General features: G+C 70.7%; 12 protein-coding genes. 4 read left to right on the top strand and 8 right to left on the bottom strand.

The window, feature by feature from the left end; genetic code table 11:
* Window positions 1–6: 6 nt before the first annotated feature.
* Genes DFJ69_RS19485 through nagA form a run of 5 tightly spaced genes read right to left on the bottom strand, consistent with a single transcriptional unit; the run spans window position 7 to window position 3,695 of the window.
* The gene (locus DFJ69_RS19485) at window positions 7–693 is read right to left on the bottom strand and encodes an HAD family hydrolase (protein ID WP_116026745.1); all 687 of its coding nucleotides are present in this window, start codon (window positions 691–693) and stop codon (window positions 7–9) included.
* On the bottom strand, window positions 693–1,142 hold the full coding sequence (locus DFJ69_RS19480) for a PTS sugar transporter subunit IIA (protein WP_116023924.1): 450 nt from the start codon (window positions 1,140–1,142) through the stop codon (window positions 693–695). The genes DFJ69_RS19485 and DFJ69_RS19480 overlap by 1 nt, the downstream gene beginning before the upstream one ends.
* Window positions 1,143–1,156: 14 nt before the next feature.
* On the bottom strand, window positions 1,157–1,390 hold the full coding sequence (locus tag DFJ69_RS19475; RefSeq protein ID WP_116023923.1) for a PTS sugar transporter subunit IIB: 234 nt from the start codon (window positions 1,388–1,390) through the stop codon (window positions 1,157–1,159).
* Window positions 1,391–1,410: 20 nt separating this feature from the next.
* Window positions 1,411–2,439: an SIS domain-containing protein gene (locus DFJ69_RS19470; RefSeq protein ID WP_116023922.1), complete on the bottom strand. Its 1,029-nt coding sequence runs from the start codon at window positions 2,437–2,439 to the stop codon at window positions 1,411–1,413.
* Between the two features lie 26 nt (window positions 2,440–2,465).
* Window positions 2,466–3,695 carry an N-acetylglucosamine-6-phosphate deacetylase gene (nagA, locus tag DFJ69_RS19465; RefSeq protein WP_116023921.1) on the bottom strand — a complete coding sequence of 410 codons (1,230 nt, stop codon included), beginning with the start codon at window positions 3,693–3,695 and terminating at the stop codon, window positions 2,466–2,468.
* A gap of 297 nt (window positions 3,696–3,992) precedes the next feature.
* On the opposite strand from nagA, the gene DFJ69_RS19460 reads away from it, so the two are divergent.
* The 3 genes from DFJ69_RS19460 to DFJ69_RS19450 all read left to right on the top strand — a co-directional run bounded on the left by DFJ69_RS19460 (window position 3,993) and on the right by DFJ69_RS19450 (window position 7,292).
* Window positions 3,993–4,733, top strand: a complete 741-nt coding sequence (locus DFJ69_RS19460) for a GntR family transcriptional regulator (RefSeq protein ID WP_211328663.1) — start codon at window positions 3,993–3,995, stop codon at window positions 4,731–4,733.
* A gap of 33 nt (window positions 4,734–4,766) precedes the next feature.
* A complete protein-coding gene (locus tag DFJ69_RS19455; protein WP_116023919.1) occupies window positions 4,767–6,170 on the top strand; it encodes a PTS transporter subunit EIIC in 1,404 nt (467 codons plus the stop codon).
* Between the two features lie 792 nt (window positions 6,171–6,962).
* Complete coding sequence (locus DFJ69_RS19450; protein WP_147312367.1) at window positions 6,963–7,292, top strand: Rv3235 family protein; 330 nt, start codon at window positions 6,963–6,965, stop codon at window positions 7,290–7,292.
* 522 nt (window positions 7,293–7,814) lie between these two features.
* Here DFJ69_RS19450 and secA read toward each other — a convergent pair.
* A complete protein-coding gene (secA, locus tag DFJ69_RS19445; protein WP_116023917.1) occupies window positions 7,815–10,664 on the bottom strand; it encodes a preprotein translocase subunit SecA in 2,850 nt (949 codons plus the stop codon).
* 295 nt (window positions 10,665–10,959) lie between these two features.
* Here secA and DFJ69_RS19440 point away from each other — a divergent pair, with 295 nt between their 5' ends.
* Window positions 10,960–11,286 (top strand): HGxxPAAW family protein, encoded by a 327-nt coding sequence (locus DFJ69_RS19440; RefSeq protein WP_116023916.1) that lies wholly within the window; start codon window positions 10,960–10,962, stop codon window positions 11,284–11,286.
* A 332-nt stretch (window positions 11,287–11,618) separates the two neighbouring features.
* Here the strand turns inward: DFJ69_RS19440 and DFJ69_RS19435 are convergent, their stop codons facing one another.
* Window positions 11,619–12,821, bottom strand: coding sequence for a winged helix-turn-helix domain-containing protein (locus DFJ69_RS19435; protein ID WP_211328662.1), 1,203 nt, complete (start codon window positions 12,819–12,821; stop codon window positions 11,619–11,621).
* A gap of 363 nt (window positions 12,822–13,184) precedes the next feature.
* A complete protein-coding gene (locus DFJ69_RS19430) occupies window positions 13,185–13,946 on the bottom strand; it encodes a response regulator (RefSeq protein WP_116023915.1) in 762 nt (253 codons plus the stop codon).
* Window positions 13,947–14,787 lie beyond the last annotated feature (841 nt).

The following is a 14,787-nucleotide window of genomic DNA, read 5'->3' as shown; positions in this document are numbered from 1 at the left end:
ACTCCTTCACCCCGAAGCGGGACCGACCTCCGGCCCTCGCTCGGCCCCGAAGACGTGGGGCCATCGAACATCCCTCAGATTCGGCAGGACCAGGTCCGCGCTCGACAGCAGTTCCGACGGCACCGTGGTGGCGACCCCCACGACGGCCATGCCCGCGGCCTTCGCGGCGGCCACCCCCGCCGGGGCGTCCTCGAACGCCACGGACCGCGCAGGCGACACGCCCAGCGCGGAGCAGGCGGCGAGATAGCCCTCCGGGTGCGGTTTGCCGTTGCGGACGTCGTCGGCGGTGACCACCACGTCCAGCAGCCCGGTCAGGCCCAGCTCCAGCAGAAGCCCCTCCGCGTACGGGCGGACCCCCGAGGTCACCAGCCCGAGCGGCACGCCGTCGCCGTGCAGTCGGCGCACCAGCTCCACGGCCCCCGGCACCGGCTCGACGGCGGGCAGGGCCGGCCAGTCGGGATGCGCCTGGAACGCCATCACCTGGTCGAACAGCTCGTCCACCGTCCGGCCGGGGAACAGGTGCAGCAGCTCGGCCAGCACCTCCCGACCCCGCCGTCCGGCGAACGAGCCGATCAGGGCGTCGTCGTAGGTCACCCCGTGCGTGTCGAACAGACGCGACCACAGCGCCCGGCTGCGCGGCTCGGTGTCGATCAGCGTGCCGTCCAGGTCGAAGACGGCCGCCACTGCTCGCATCACCGCCATGTGAAGAGCCCGACCCCCTTCTCGATCGGGCCGGACTCCCGGACGTCCGACAGGGCCTCGACGCCGGCGTCCAACGCCACCACCGCGACCACCGGGGAACGCCCGCCCGCCTCGATCTCGGCGGGGTCCCAGCGGACCAGCGTCCGCCCGGCCTCCACCTCGTCGCCCTCGGCGGCCAGCAGCTCGAAGCCCGCCCCCTTGAGCTGGACGGTGTCCACTCCCAGGTGGACCAGGACCCCGTGCCCCTCGGCGTCGACCACCACGTAGGCGTGGGGATGCATCTTGACGACTTTGCCGGTCACCGGGGCGATCGCCTCGCCCGGCCCGCGCTCGGGGTCGATCGCCGTGCCCGGGCCCACCATGGCCTGGGCGAACACCGGGTCGGGCACACCCGCCAGCCCGACCACCCGCCCGCTGACGGGCGCCAGAACATTCGTCACCGAAGACCCCCCGATCAGTCGAGCAGGTCTTCGATGTCGGTGGCGAGCGTGTCGGCCTCGGGGCCGACCACCACCTGTACGACACGGCCGCTGCGCATCACGCCGTGCGCGCCGGCGGCCTTGAGCGCCGGCTCGTTCACCCTGGCGGGGTCGGAGACCTCGGTGCGCAGCCGTGTGGCGCACGGCTCGATCTCCACGATGTTGCCGGCGCCGCCCAGCGCGGCGACGATGGCCTCGGCCTTGTCCATGCTCGCTCCTCGAAGCTCTCTCAGTCGGTCTGGGTGACCTTGTTCAGGCCACGGGGCACGTCCGGGTCCAGGCCCAGCCTGCGGGCCAGCGCCTCCACCATGAGCTGCCCCGGCACGATCAGGCCCAGCGGCGCGACCCATTCGGGCAGCCGGGGGCCCGGCAGCGCGAAGGTGCACGCCTCGGCGAGGCCCTCGCCCCCGCCGACACCGTACGCGCGTGCGCCCGCACCCGTGACCCGCCCGGCCAGAGCCACCGTGCCGGCCAGGGTCGGCCCCTCGTCGGCGGCGACCAGGATCGCGGGCGTGTCCTCGTCGACCACCGCGATCGGGCCGTGCAGCAGGTCCGCGTACGACAGGCCCATGGCGTGCAGGTAGCACGCCTCCTTGAGCTTGAGGGCCAGCTCCAGCGCGGTGCCGAACGCGAGGCCGCGCCCGGAGACCACCGCGCCGGGGACGCCGGCCAGGCCCTCCACCACGGAGTCCAGCGCGGGGGACGCCTCGGTGACGGCGATCAGCCGCTCCACCTCGTCGGGGGCCCGGCGCAGATGGTCGAGGTCGACCTCCGCGCCCAGGCCCAGGGCCAGCACCGACAGCGCCGCGAGCTGGGTCGTGTACGTCTTGGTCGCCGGGACCGCCAGTTCGTCGCCGGCCTCGGTGATCAGCGCCACCTCGGCAGCCTCGACCAGCGGCGACCGGGCGCCGTTGGTGACCGCGACGGTCCGGGCGCCGCAGTCGGCCGCCCAGGCCATGGTCTCGACGATCTCCTCGGTCTTGCCGGACTGGCTGATCGCCACGGCCAGCACGCCGTTCAGGTCGATCTTGCGGTGGTAGGCGGTCGCGATCGACGGAGCGGCCAACGTCGCCAACCGCCCGACGTGCGACTCCACCAGGTACCGCCCGTAGACGGCGGCGTTGTCGGAGGACCCGCGGGCGATGAAGAGGACCTGACCGGTCCCCTTCGCCAGCAGGCCCACGTCCGACATCCTCGGCAGCAGCGCGTCGATGGTCCGGCGCAGCGCGTCCGGCTGCTCCCCGATCTCCGCCCGCATTCTGCTGGTGCTGCTCGTGCTCGTGGTCACGGCCCCGTCCTCTCGTGCGCCCGTCCCTCCGTGGACGGACTGTGCCCGTTCGCGGCGTTCCAGACCTCCCGGCCGGCCACCCAGGTGCGGCGGGCGCGCAGCGCGCCGCTCGCGTCCGGGACCAGCCAGGTCAGGTCGGCGACCGCGCCGGAGGCGATCCGGCCCAGGTCGGGACGGCCGATCAGGTCGGCCGGGACGCGGGTGGCGGCGTCCACGGCCGCAGCCGGGTCGAGGCCGAGCCCGAGCGCGTTGCCGACGGCGGCGTCCAGCCGCAGCGCCGAGCCCGCCAGGGTGCCGTCCGCGCGCAGCGGCGGCCCGTCGGCGGGCAGGTCGATGGGCTCGCCGCCCAGCTCGTACCGCCCCGGCGGCATCCCGGCGGCGGACGCCGCGTCGGTGACCAGCACGATCCGGCCGGGTGCGGCGTTGAACGCCAGCCTGGCCGCCGCCGGGGCGACATGGTGCAGGTCAAGGATCAGGCCGGGGCTCAGCCGGGGGTCGGCGAGCGCCTGGGCGGCCACCCCGGGGTCGCGATGGTGGACGCCGGACTGCGCGTTGAACAGATGGGTGACCTTGCGGGCCCCCGCGTCGGCGGCCCGGGCCACCTGCTCGGCGGTGGCGTCGCTGTGGCCCACGCTGACCAGCACGCCGTGCTCGGTGAGCGTCCGGACGGCGTCCATGCCGCCCTCCCGCTCGGGGGCCAGCGTCACCAGCCTGACCAGCCCGGTCTCCAGCAGCCTGCGCAGCGCCCCGGGGGTCGGGTCGACCAGGTACGCGGGGTTGTGCGCGCCGCGCCGCCGCTCCGACAGGAACGGCCCCTCCAGATGGACGCCGAGCACCCGCGAGCCCTCGGGCAGTCGGGGCAGCAGCTCACGGGTCCGTTCCAGCGCCTCGGCCTGCACGTGGACGGGCGCGGTGATGAACGTGGGCAGGAACGCGGTCACGCCGGTCTCGGGAAGCCTGCTGACGACGGTGCGCCAGCCGGTCTCCCCGGCGTCCACCATGTCGTACCCGAAGAACCCGTTGACCTGGAGGTCCACCAGGCCGGGCACCAGCATCCCCTCGTCGAGGCGCAGATCGGGCGCGACGGGCGGCTCGCCGCCGCCGACCTCGACGATCACCTCGTCCTCGACCCGCACCCAGCCGGGCGACAGCACCGCCGTGGGCGCGTCCGCGGGGCCGGGCGGAACGGCGATCACGGTCCGCGCGGCGATGACGAGTGAGGGCATCTTCAGCGCACTCTCCCTGCCGTTCGAGGTGGATTCCCTATGCTGACGACTACTGGTCTAGTCCGGACTAGACCAGTACGAACCATATCCCAGCGCACGGCCGGAGCGTAGGGGTCTGGGAGCCCTTTCCGGCAACCTCCACAATGGTTCCCGCCGTGACAAGGACGTTACCCAGTCGTGCATTGACACCTTTTCCGGGCTGTGGTCTAGTCCGGCCTAGACCAGTACGAACCGGACCGGAGGCAGGGTTCCGGGATCCTTGATCCGATTCCCGAACCCGCGAACCCGAGGACGACCGTGGCATCCATCGACCCGACCAGCCCCGTACCGATGTACTTCCAGCTCCGCGCCATCCTGCTGGACCTGATCGAGCGCTCCGAGCTGCCCGTGGACGCGCCCATCCCCTCCGAGCGGGAGCTGGGTCAGAGCTTCGGGCTGTCCCGGATGACGGTGCGCCAGGGCGTCGAGCACCTGGTCTCCGAGGGCCGGCTCTACCGAGTGCCGGGCAAGGGCACGTTCGTCGCCCGCCCCAAGATCGAGATGCCCCTCCGGCTGGTCTCGTTCTCCGAGGACATGCTGTCGCGGGGGCTGCGCCCCGGCGCGGTCGACCTGTCGCGGCGCACCGTTCCCGCCGACGCCCGACTGGCCCGCCTGTTCGAGGTGAACCCGGGTACCGAGATCCATGTGATCGAACGACTGCGCACCGCCGACGGCGAGCCGATGGCCCTCGAACGCGCGCACATCCTGGCCTCCCTGGCGCCCGACCTGCTCGACCGGCGGCTCGCCGACCGTTCCCTGTACGGCGTCCTGGAGGCCGTGTACGGGATCGTCTTCGACGCCGGCGACCAGACCATCGACGCCGGGCTGGCCGACGCCGCGGACGCCAAGCGGCTCCACATACCCAGGGGCAGTGCCGTGCTGCTCCTGCAACGTCGCTCCTACATGGGCGGCGTCTGCGCGGAACTGGGCGTGTCGACCTATCGGGCCGACAGGTACCAGATCCACACGGCTCTCGGAAATCCACCCCAGCGGGCCTAGCCGCCCGCAACATCAGGAGGAGGCAACCCTCTGATGAGTTCAGCCACCGCCGTCGGCGGCACCGACGCACCCCGACGGGGATCGAGCGTCCTCGCCGTCCTCCAGCGCATCGGCCGCAGCCTGATGCTACCCATCGCCGTGCTGCCCGCCGCCGGCCTGCTGCTGCGGCTCGGCCAGCCCGACGTCATCGGCGAGAACGACGACGCCTGGATCGACTTCTCCGGGGCCGACCGGGTCGCGGAGATCTTCGCCGCCGCCGGCGGCTCCCTGTTCAACTGGCTGCCGCTGCTGTTCGCGGTGGGGGTGGCCGTCGGCTTCGCCAAGAAGTCCGACGGCTCCACCGCACTGGCCGCCGTGGTCGGCTACCTGGTCTTCCATTACGTCAGCATGAACATGTTCTTCCACTCCGACGAGCTGCGGCCCAAGGTGGTCAAGGCCCTGTTCGACCCGGACAACCCGGGCAAGCCCAACGAGGTGGTGGACCTCGGGGCGGGCAACCCCACCCAGGTGCTCGGCGGCATCGTCATCGGCATCACCGCCGCCCTGCTCTACCAGCGCTACTACCGGATCAAGCTGCCCACCTGGCTGGCGTTCTTCGGCGGCCGCCGTTTCGTGCCGATCGTCACCGCCTTCGCCGCCACCCTGCTGGGCCTGCTGTTCGGCTGGGTCTGGCCGCTGCTGGGCGGCTGGCTCACCGACTTCGGCGAGTGGATGGAGCGCAACAGCACCCTCGGGGCCGGTGTGTACGGCGTGGTCAACCGTCTGCTGCTGCCGCTGGGCCTGCACCACATCCCCAACAACGTGGTGTGGTTCCAGATCCCCGAGTGCGAGGTCGGCGGCAAGACCTACACCGGTGACCTCAACTGCTACCTGAACGGGGCGGACGGCGCCGGCTGGTCGATGGCCGGCTACTTCCCGGTCCTGATGTTCGCCCTGCCGGCCGCCGCCCTGGCGATCTGGCAGGCCGCGCCCAAGCACCGCCGGGCGGCCGTCGGCGGCATCATGTTCTCCGCCGCCCTGACCGCGTTCGTCACCGGCATCACCGAGCCGATCGAGTTCGCGTTCATCTTCGTCGCCCCGGTCCTGTTCGGCGTGCACGCCGTCCTCACCGGCGTCTCCATGGCGGTCGCGGACGCGCTCAACATGAAGCTGGGCTTCAGCTTCTCCGCCGGCGGCATCGACATGCTGATCAACGGCAGCAAGGACAACACCAAGAATCTGCTCGGCCTGATCATCATGGGGTTGATCTACGCCGTCATCTACTACTTCCTGTTCTCCATCCTGATCCGGTGGATGAACATCCCCACACCCGGCCGAGAACCGGAGGGTGTCGAGTCCGTCGCCGCCGACCCCTCGGCCGCCCCCGAGGTGGCCGCGGCCTCCGCCTCGGATTCCTCTACCGGCACCAAGACCAAGACGGACGGCACCGACGGCTGAACCCACCACCCGGTCCCTCACCCCAGGACCACTCCCGCACGCGGCGGGGGCGCCCACCCGGGCCCCCCCGCCGTCGCCATTTCCCCCCAATCCCCTTTTCCCTCCGCAAACCCACCACGCTTTTCGTTACACCTTTGGCCGAGCCCGGCCAAGACGTATCAAACAAGCCCTTCTCCGCCTCTTTTCACGCGATCGCCCACACCGATACGCCGAGGAGAGGCCATGCCCACCCGAACCCCCCGCCACCGCACCACCACCCCCGTCCGCGTCCGCCCCTACACCTCCACCCCTCCCCTCCCTAAGGCCCCAAGCCCCCAGCCGGCCCCCATACGTTCCAGCGTTCCAACCGCCCTCACGGACCCCACCCACCGACCCACCGGCCCTTCAAGACGTCCCGCCGCCTCCTCTCCTGGACGTTCCACCGACGTCACTGGACGCCCCGACAACCTTTCGGGACCTCCCACCGACTTCTCGGGACGTCCCGCCAGTCCCTTCGGACGTCCCACCGACGTCCCGGGACGTTCCGTGAATCACCTCGGACGTCCGCTTGGGCCCTCCGGGGACCTCACGGACGGCTCAGAACGTCCCTCCATGCCCTCGGGACGTCCTGGAGACGCCTTTGCACATTCCGCGGCGTCCGTGGACGGGGGACTCGCCCCAGGGCGTTCCGTGCGGGGCTCGGGTCGTACCGGCCCTGCCTCGCGGCCCGCGGCGTCGACCGGCGGCCGTTCGGGAGGCGGCTTGGTGGGGCGAGAAGGCGTGTCGCGGTGCACCGTGGCGGCGGATGAGCGCGTGGAGGACGTCGGTGCGGTGGCGGGCTCGACCGTTCGGCTGGTGATGGAGGTGCTGGCGGGGACGCGGCCTCTGCGGCAGCTCGCTCGGCGGGCGACGCCGGCGGTGTGTCGGGGGCTGGCTCCGTTCGCGGTGGCGGTGCGTCCGCGTGGGCCGATCCAGCCGCCGCGCGTGCTCACGTCCTGGGTGCAGGAACCCGCCGCCGGAGCGGCCGAGGCCGGTGCCGTCATCGCCGTGAACGGCCGGGTGCAGGCGTTGGCGCTCCGGCTGGAACACCATCGAGGCCGCTGGCGCTGCACGGCTCTCGAGACCACGGCCCCACCACGGTGAGACGGACGACCCCGCCTCGGGGGCGGGGTCGGCGATCAGGTGAACGTCAACGACTCGGTCATCGCGTGCATCGGGCGGCCATGGGCGGTCTGGGCGCGATGCGGGAGGTGGTGAGCGAGGGACGGCAGGCGTTAGGCGCGGGACGCCAGGCGTTAGGCGCGGGACGCCAGGCGTTGGACGAGGGACGGGAGGCGTTGGGCGCGGGGCCCGAGGCGTTGGGCGCGGGGCGGAAGGCGTTGGGCGAGGGGCGGAAGGCGTTGAGCGAGGGGCCGAAGGTGTGGGGCGGGAGGTGTGGGGCGCGGGGCCCGAGGCGTTGGGCGAGGGGCGGGAGGTGTTGGGCGAAGGGCGGGCGAGTCGCCGCGGCGGCCCGGGTTCGCGCCCGAGGCCGGAGGGGTTTCGGCTCTACCTCGAAGGATGGGCGCTTCGGCGGTGGAACGGCGAAGCGGCCCCCGGGATGATGGTCCGGAGGCCGCTTCGTTCAGGGCCGGTTCGCTCGGCGGGGTGCTCCCCGCCGGGTGCGGGTCAGTCCTGGTTGCGCGGGTTGCCGTGGCAGCGCTTGAACTTCCTGCCCGAGCCGCAGGGGCAGGGGTCGTTGCGACCCACGCCCGCGTACTCGTCCTCGGTCTCCTCGCTGTGGGTCTCCACGCCGCCCTCGCCGTCGACGGTGGGGGCGGAGTACTCCAGCTTGGTGGGCCGCTTGGGCTTGTCGAGGCCCTTGGTCTTGATCGCCGGGGCCTCTTCGATCTCGGAGGGCTCCTCGGCCTCCTCGGCCTCGGCCTCCTCGTCGACGTCCGTGGCGGTCGCGGCGATGGACACGGGCTTGACGCCGACGGTGGGGGCGGGCGGCTGCTCCTCGACCTCGACCTCGAGGTTGAACAGGTAGCCGACCGACTCCTCCTTGATGCCGTCGAGCATCGCGTTGAACATGTCGAAGCCCTCGCGCTGGTACTCCACCAGCGGGTCGCGCTGCGCCATGGCCCGCAGGCCGATGCCCTCCTGGAGGTAGTCCATCTCGTACAGGTGCTCGCGCCACTTGCGGTCGAGCACCGACAGGATGACCCGGCGCTCCAGCTCGCGGACGACCTCCGCGCCCAGCTCGGTCTCGCGCTTGTCGTACGCCTCCTGGGCGTCCTTGCGGACCTTCTCGGCGAGGGTCTCGGCGTCCAGCGCGGAGATCTCGCCGCCGACCTCCTCGGCCAGTTCCTCGACGGTGAAGCTGATCGGGTAGAGCTGCTGGAACGCCTTCCAGAGCTTCTCCAGATCCCACTCCTCGGCGAAGCCCTCGCCGGTGGCGCCGGCGACGTAGCCGTCGACGACCTCGTCGATCATCCGGCGGATCTGCTCCTCCAGGTCCGCGCCCTCCAGCACCTTGCGGCGCTCGGCGTAGATGACCTGGCGCTGCCGGTTGAGCACCTCGTCGTACTTGAGGACGTTCTTGCGGATCTCGAAGTTCTGCTGCTCGACCTGGGTCTGCGCGGACCGGATCGCGTTGGAGACGATCTTGGACTCGATCGGCACGTCGTCCGGGATGTTCAGCCGGGTCATGATCGACTCGACTCGCGCCGAGTTGAACAGCCGCATCAGGTCGTCCTCGAGGGACAGGTAGAAGCGCGACTCGCCCGGGTCGCCCTGCCGGCCGGAACGACCGCGGAGCTGGTTGTCGATGCGCCGGGACTCGTGCCGCTCGGTGGCCAGCACGTACAGGCCGCCGGCGTCGGCGACCTCCTCGTGCTCGCCCTTGACGGCCTCCTTGGCCTTCTCCAGCGCCTCGGGCCAGGCCTCCTCGTACTCCTCCGGGGTCTCCAGCGGGGACAGCCCCCGGGCGTGGAGCTCCAGGTCGGCGCGGAAGTCCGGGTTGCCGCCGAGCATGATGTCGGTGCCGCGGCCCGCCATGTTGGTCGCCACGGTGACGGCGCCCTTGCGGCCCGCCTCGGCGACGATGGCGCTCTCCTTCTCGTGCGCCTTGGCGTTCAGCACCTCGTGCGGGATGCCGCGCCGCTTGAGCATCTTCGACAGCTTCTCGGACTTCTCGACCGAGGTGGTGCCGACCAGGACCGGCTGGCCCTTCTCGTGCCGCTCGGCGATGTCGTCGACCACGGCCTCGAACTTGGCCTGCTCGGTCTTGTACACCACGTCGGCCACGTCCTTGCGGACCATGGGCCGGTTGGTCGGGATGGTGACCACGCCGAGCTTGTAGATCTTGTTGAACTCGGCGGCCTCGGTCTGGGCCGTACCGGTCATGCCGCCCAGCTTGTCGTACAGCCGGAAGTAGTTCTGGAGGGTGATCGTGGCGAGCGTCTGGTTCTCGTCCTTGATCGCCACACCTTCCTTGGCCTCGATGGCCTGGTGCATGCCCTCGTTGTACCGGCGGCCGTGCAGGATGCGGCCGGTGAACTCGTCCACGATCAGGACCTCGCCGTTCATGACGACGTAGTCCTTGTCCTTCTTGTAGAGCTCCTTCGCCTTCAGGGCGTTGTTCAGGAAGCTCACCAGGGGCGTGTTCGTGGCGTCGTACAGGTTGTCGATGCCGAGCCAGTCCTCGACCTTCTCGACCCCGGTCTCCAGGATGCCGACGGTGCGCTTCTTCTCGTCGACCTGGTAGTCGCCGTCCGTCTCCTCCTTGCCGCTGGACGGCTTGAGGCGCGGAACGATCTTCGAGAACTCGGTGTACCACTTGGAGTTCTGCTCGGCCGGGCCGGAGATGATCAGCGGCGTCCGGGCCTCGTCGATCAGGATGGAGTCGACCTCGTCCACGATCGCGAAGTTGTGGCCACGCTGGACGCACTCGTCCAGGCTCCAGGCCATGTTGTCGCGCAGGTAGTCGAAGCCGAACTCGTTGTTGGTGCCGTACGTGATGTCGGCGTTGTAGGCCTTGCGACGCTCTTCGGGGGTCATCTGCGGGAGGATGACGCCCACCTCGAGGCCGAGGAACTGGTGCACACGGCCCATCCACTCGGCGTCGCGCTTGGCCAGATAGTCGTTGACCGTGATGACGTGCACGCCCTCGCCGGACAGCGCGTTCAGGTAGGCGGGCAGCACGGCGGTCAGGGTCTTGCCCTCACCGGTGCGCATCTCGGCGATGTTCCCGAGGTGCAGCGCGGCGCCGCCCATGACCTGGACGTCGAAGTGCCGCTGCCCCAGCACCCGCTTGGCCGCCTCACGCGCCGTCGCGAACGCCTCCGGCAGCAGCGAGTCGAGGCTCTCGCCCTCCTCGATGCGCTCCCGGTACTTGTCGGTCAGCTCGCGCAGCTCGGCGTCGGTCATCTCGAGGAAGTCCTCCTCGATGCTGTTGACGTGATCCGCGAGCTTCTTGAGCTTGCGCAGAGTTTTGCCTTCGCCCGCACGAAGGATCTTGTCGATGACTGGCGGCACTCTCGGAGGCTCCTTGCAGATCGTGGGTCACCGCGACCAGCGGCACGCACACCACACGTACGTTGCCATCGTAGGCGAGACCAAGGATGGTCTAGGTCACTCGGCGACGCAATCCACGCCCTTTACTGTTTGACCCCCTGCTGGTGCGGAAGATCTGTATGGCGTTGACAACCAGGCCGGACGATCGCCCCCACAGGGGCCCTCACCAGGCATTTCATCAGAGAACCACCCCAGGTGGCAGGTTCCGGCCACATCGTTCGGGTGCCGCGACACGGCGCCCCGGGGAGGAGCCAAGATGCCCGGATCTCACGGTGGGCAACCGAAATCGTGGGTGTCGGTGGTGGTGACGCTGGTCGGGTTCGCCCTGGGCGGGATCGCCCTCTGCCTGGGCCCCAACTGGTTCCTGTTCTGGGCGGGCGCCGCGATCGTCATGCTGGGGGGCCTGCTGGGCATGGCCTTCGGCATCTTCGCCGACGTCGTCCTGGACGAGCCCCGCGTCCTTCCGGAGATCGTCAACTACTCGCTCTTCGGCTCTCGCAGCAACAAGCGTCGAGGCGGCCGGTACGGCGAGATGTCCGAACTCCCCCGGGTCAGCGACCCGGAGCACAAGCCCCACGGCTGACGCCCCCGGATCGGCCGGGCGTCGCGGGCCGCCGTCTCGTTCCCGTCTCGTTCTCGCCTGGCCGAAACCGCCCGGCGGCACCCCACAGGCCCCGACACACCCATCACCGCCTCAACCACCGAACCGGGGCCAAGCCACCCTGGCCACCTGCGGGGCGGGGGTCCGCTCGGTCTGCGGCACCGTTTCCGTCCTCGCGTCGCCTGGTACGGGCGAAGCGGCCGGTTTCGTACACGGCCTGCCGACGACGGGTGCTCGAGGTGGGCTTCCCGTGGGGGGACTCGGGCGGCTGGTCGATGGGATCTCGCTGGTGGATGGTCAGCGGGGGGCGTACGTCAGAGGGTGCCCTCCGTGGTGAGGGCTCGGGTGACGGCGGTGGCCAGTTCCGGTGGATTCAGGACGTCGACGCGCACATCGTGGCAGCCCACCCAGTCGGCGGCACGCCACAGTGCGGTGCTCAGAGCGGTCAGGGCCGAGCGCGTCCGGGAAGGGGTGGAGATCGCCCATGGCTCGAACGAGACCTGGCGGGCGACGAGCACGCCCTTTTCGCGGGCGGGGTCGACGCGGCCGATCAGCCGCCCTCCCGCCAGCAGCGGCATCGTGAAGTAGCCGTGCACCCGCTTGGCCTTGGGGACGTACGCCTCCAGTCGGTGGTCGAACCCGAACATCCGGGAGGTCCGGGCGCGGTCCCACACCAGGGAGTCGAACGGCGAGAGCAGCGTCGTCGCGTGCCTTCCCCGCGGAGGCGACACCAGCGCCGCCGGGTCGGCCCACGCCGGCTGCCGCCAGCCCTCCACCCGCACCGGAACCAGCCCGGTCGCCTCGATGACCTCACCGACCTGCTCGTTCTTGATCCGGTAGTAGTCGGCGAGGTCGGCCCGTGTCGCCACGCCGAGCGCCCGTCCCGCCCGCCCGACCAGGTACGTCAGACACTCGGCGTCCCCGGGCTCCTGATCGAGCAGCGCTGCGGGCACCGCGCGTTCGGGCAGGTCGTACACCCGCCGCCAGCCGGTCCGCCGCACGCACACCACCTCGCCGACGTCCAGGAGCCACTCCACGGCGATCTTCTGCTCGCTCCAGTCCCACCACTCGCCGCCGGCCTTCGCGCCGCCCAACTCCTTCATGGTGAGCGGCCCGTCCGCCCGCAGCCGCTTGCGAACGAGGTCGCACGTCTGCTCGGAGACCTGGTGCCAACGCCACCCCCGGTCCCTGAACGCCCTGCGCCGGAACCCGAAGATCGGCCACTCGTCCATCGGCAGCACGCACGCCGCGTGGGCCCAGTACTCGAAGGCGGCCCCCGCCCCCGCCGAGCCGCCCCAGTAGGCGTCCTCGACCGCGTCCCGCCCGACCGCCCCCAGCCGCGCGTACGGGATCAGCTCATGCGAACGCGCCAGCACGGAAATCGTGTCCAACTGCACGGCCCCCAGCCGCCCGAGCAGCCCCCGCACGCCACCCCTGCGCCCACCGGCCCCCAGCAGCCCCTGTGCGCTCAACTGAACCCGACGGGCCTCGTCCGCGGACAACTCAAGTTCGGTCACGCCCGCGATGGTACGCACCGACACCGACAAAACTCACACACCGGTGTCAGCCGCCTCAGCCGCTCGCAATCCCGGCCCCCCACAACACCGAGCACTCGCAAGCCTGACGTTCGCCATCCCGGCCACCCGCGATCCTGGCCGCCACGAACCTGCCGCTCATGACCTTGGCCGTTCGCGGCACCTGACGTTCATCACCCTGGCCGTTTACGGCGCCTGACGTTCGAAACGCCGGCCGTTCGCGACCCCTGACGGTCACGCTCCGGGCCGCTCGCGACACGGGGCCGTTCGCGTCGCATTGACGGCATGGTGACGGAGGTCTCGGACGACGGGCCGAGTACGCGCCGGGGAGGTCCGGGGGGTGGCTCAGGTGATTTCGAGGAGCTTTTCCCTGACGGCGTAGACGACGGCCTCCATCCGGGAGTGGAGCTGGAGTTTCTCCAAAATGTTGCGCACGTGGTTCTTGACCGTGTTCTCGGAGATGAAGAGCTCCTTGGCGATCTCGCGGTTGCCCAGGCCGCGGGCCACGAGGCGGAGCACCTCCATCTCGCGGTCGGTCAGCTTGGGCGCGGGGAGCTGCTGCTGGCGCTCGTCGCTGCGTTTCGCCAGCGACGCGAACTCAGTGATCAGCTTGGACGCCATCGAGGGGCTGATCAGCGACTGGCCGCCGTGGACCGCGCGGACCGCCTGGGGGACCTCGTCGATGGAGATCTCCTTGAGCAGGTAGCCGCTGGCACCGGCCTTGATCGCCTCGAACAGGTCCTTGTCCTCGTCGCTGATCGTCAACATCACGATCTTGGCGCTCGGAACGGACTCCTTGATGGCCAGACAGGCCTCGATGCCGCTGCGACGCGGCATCCGGATGTCCATCAGCAGGACGTCGGGCAGCAGGTCACGGGCCATCTCGACGGCCTCGTTCCCGTCGCCGCCCTCCCCGACCACCTCGATGTCGTCCTCACCGGCCAGGACCATCTCCAGGCCCCTGCGGAACAGCGCATGGTCATCGACGATCAGCACGCGGATCGGATCCGTCGCCGCCGCGCCGTCGTCCGACGCGGCCGTGGCCGGGTCACCGGCCCGCGGGGCAGCACCCCCGGGCGCGCGCCGAGTCTCGGGATACTCGCTCACAACGCCGCTCCCTCCCTTCGAATGTCGGCGACCCTGTGCTTTCGGAGGGTTTCACGTCTTTCGGATACCCGCACGGATCGACGGCCCGGGCGATACGGCAATGTCGCCGGGCCGCCCATCACGCAGGCTCTCATCGGTGCCGAACGGCGCCGTCTAGATCATGACACGCCGGGGGCGGTGACATGGCGCATGCGGCGCATCACCCCTCGGATTGCCTCCCGGTCACAAGACCCCATTTCCTGTGCTCCCACACCGCGGCCCTCACCGCCCCGGCCGCACCGTCACCACGGGCCGCACCGTCGCCACTGGCCGCCCGCACCGGACGCTGACCGCGCCGCCCACTCCTCCAGCCAACCACGCCTCGCACCCAGCCGACCACGTTCCCGCATCAGACACCACCGGCCGCCCTCGACCGCCCGTGCCCCTCACCAACCGACGACACTGCCGGGCAACCAACCGCCCAGACCCTGACCGCCGCGGGGCCACTCCAGTTCGGGTCGGGTGTCGTTGTGGGGCCGCCGTCGCCCAGACCTTGAGCGCCGCACGGCCACCCTCCCAACGCCGTCCCCACGACGGAGCGATGACCTCACGAAGTGACGACGAGCCCACGAAGGGACGGCGCATTTTCCGAACCGGCACAAGCAGACCACACGTCCCGCAACCTGTCGTGCGCATCCTCCCGACAGGCATCGCTCCACACCCACCGACTCGCGGTCTCCCCAGTTCACCGCTACGCATGAGCCGACATTTCCCGCCACGCCTAAGTCGACCCCATGCCCGCCGCCGCGCCGCCGTTAACGGCGACGCTCCCAAGACTGACCTCTCGGCCGAACGACCTCAG

It is taken from the genome of Thermomonospora umbrina, assembly GCF_003386555.1.
GTDB classification, from domain to species: Bacteria; Actinomycetota; Actinomycetes; order Streptosporangiales; family Streptosporangiaceae; genus Thermomonospora; species Thermomonospora umbrina.
Note: the sequence above shows the minus strand (reverse complement) of the source record. Positions and strands in the feature narration are given on the sequence as shown.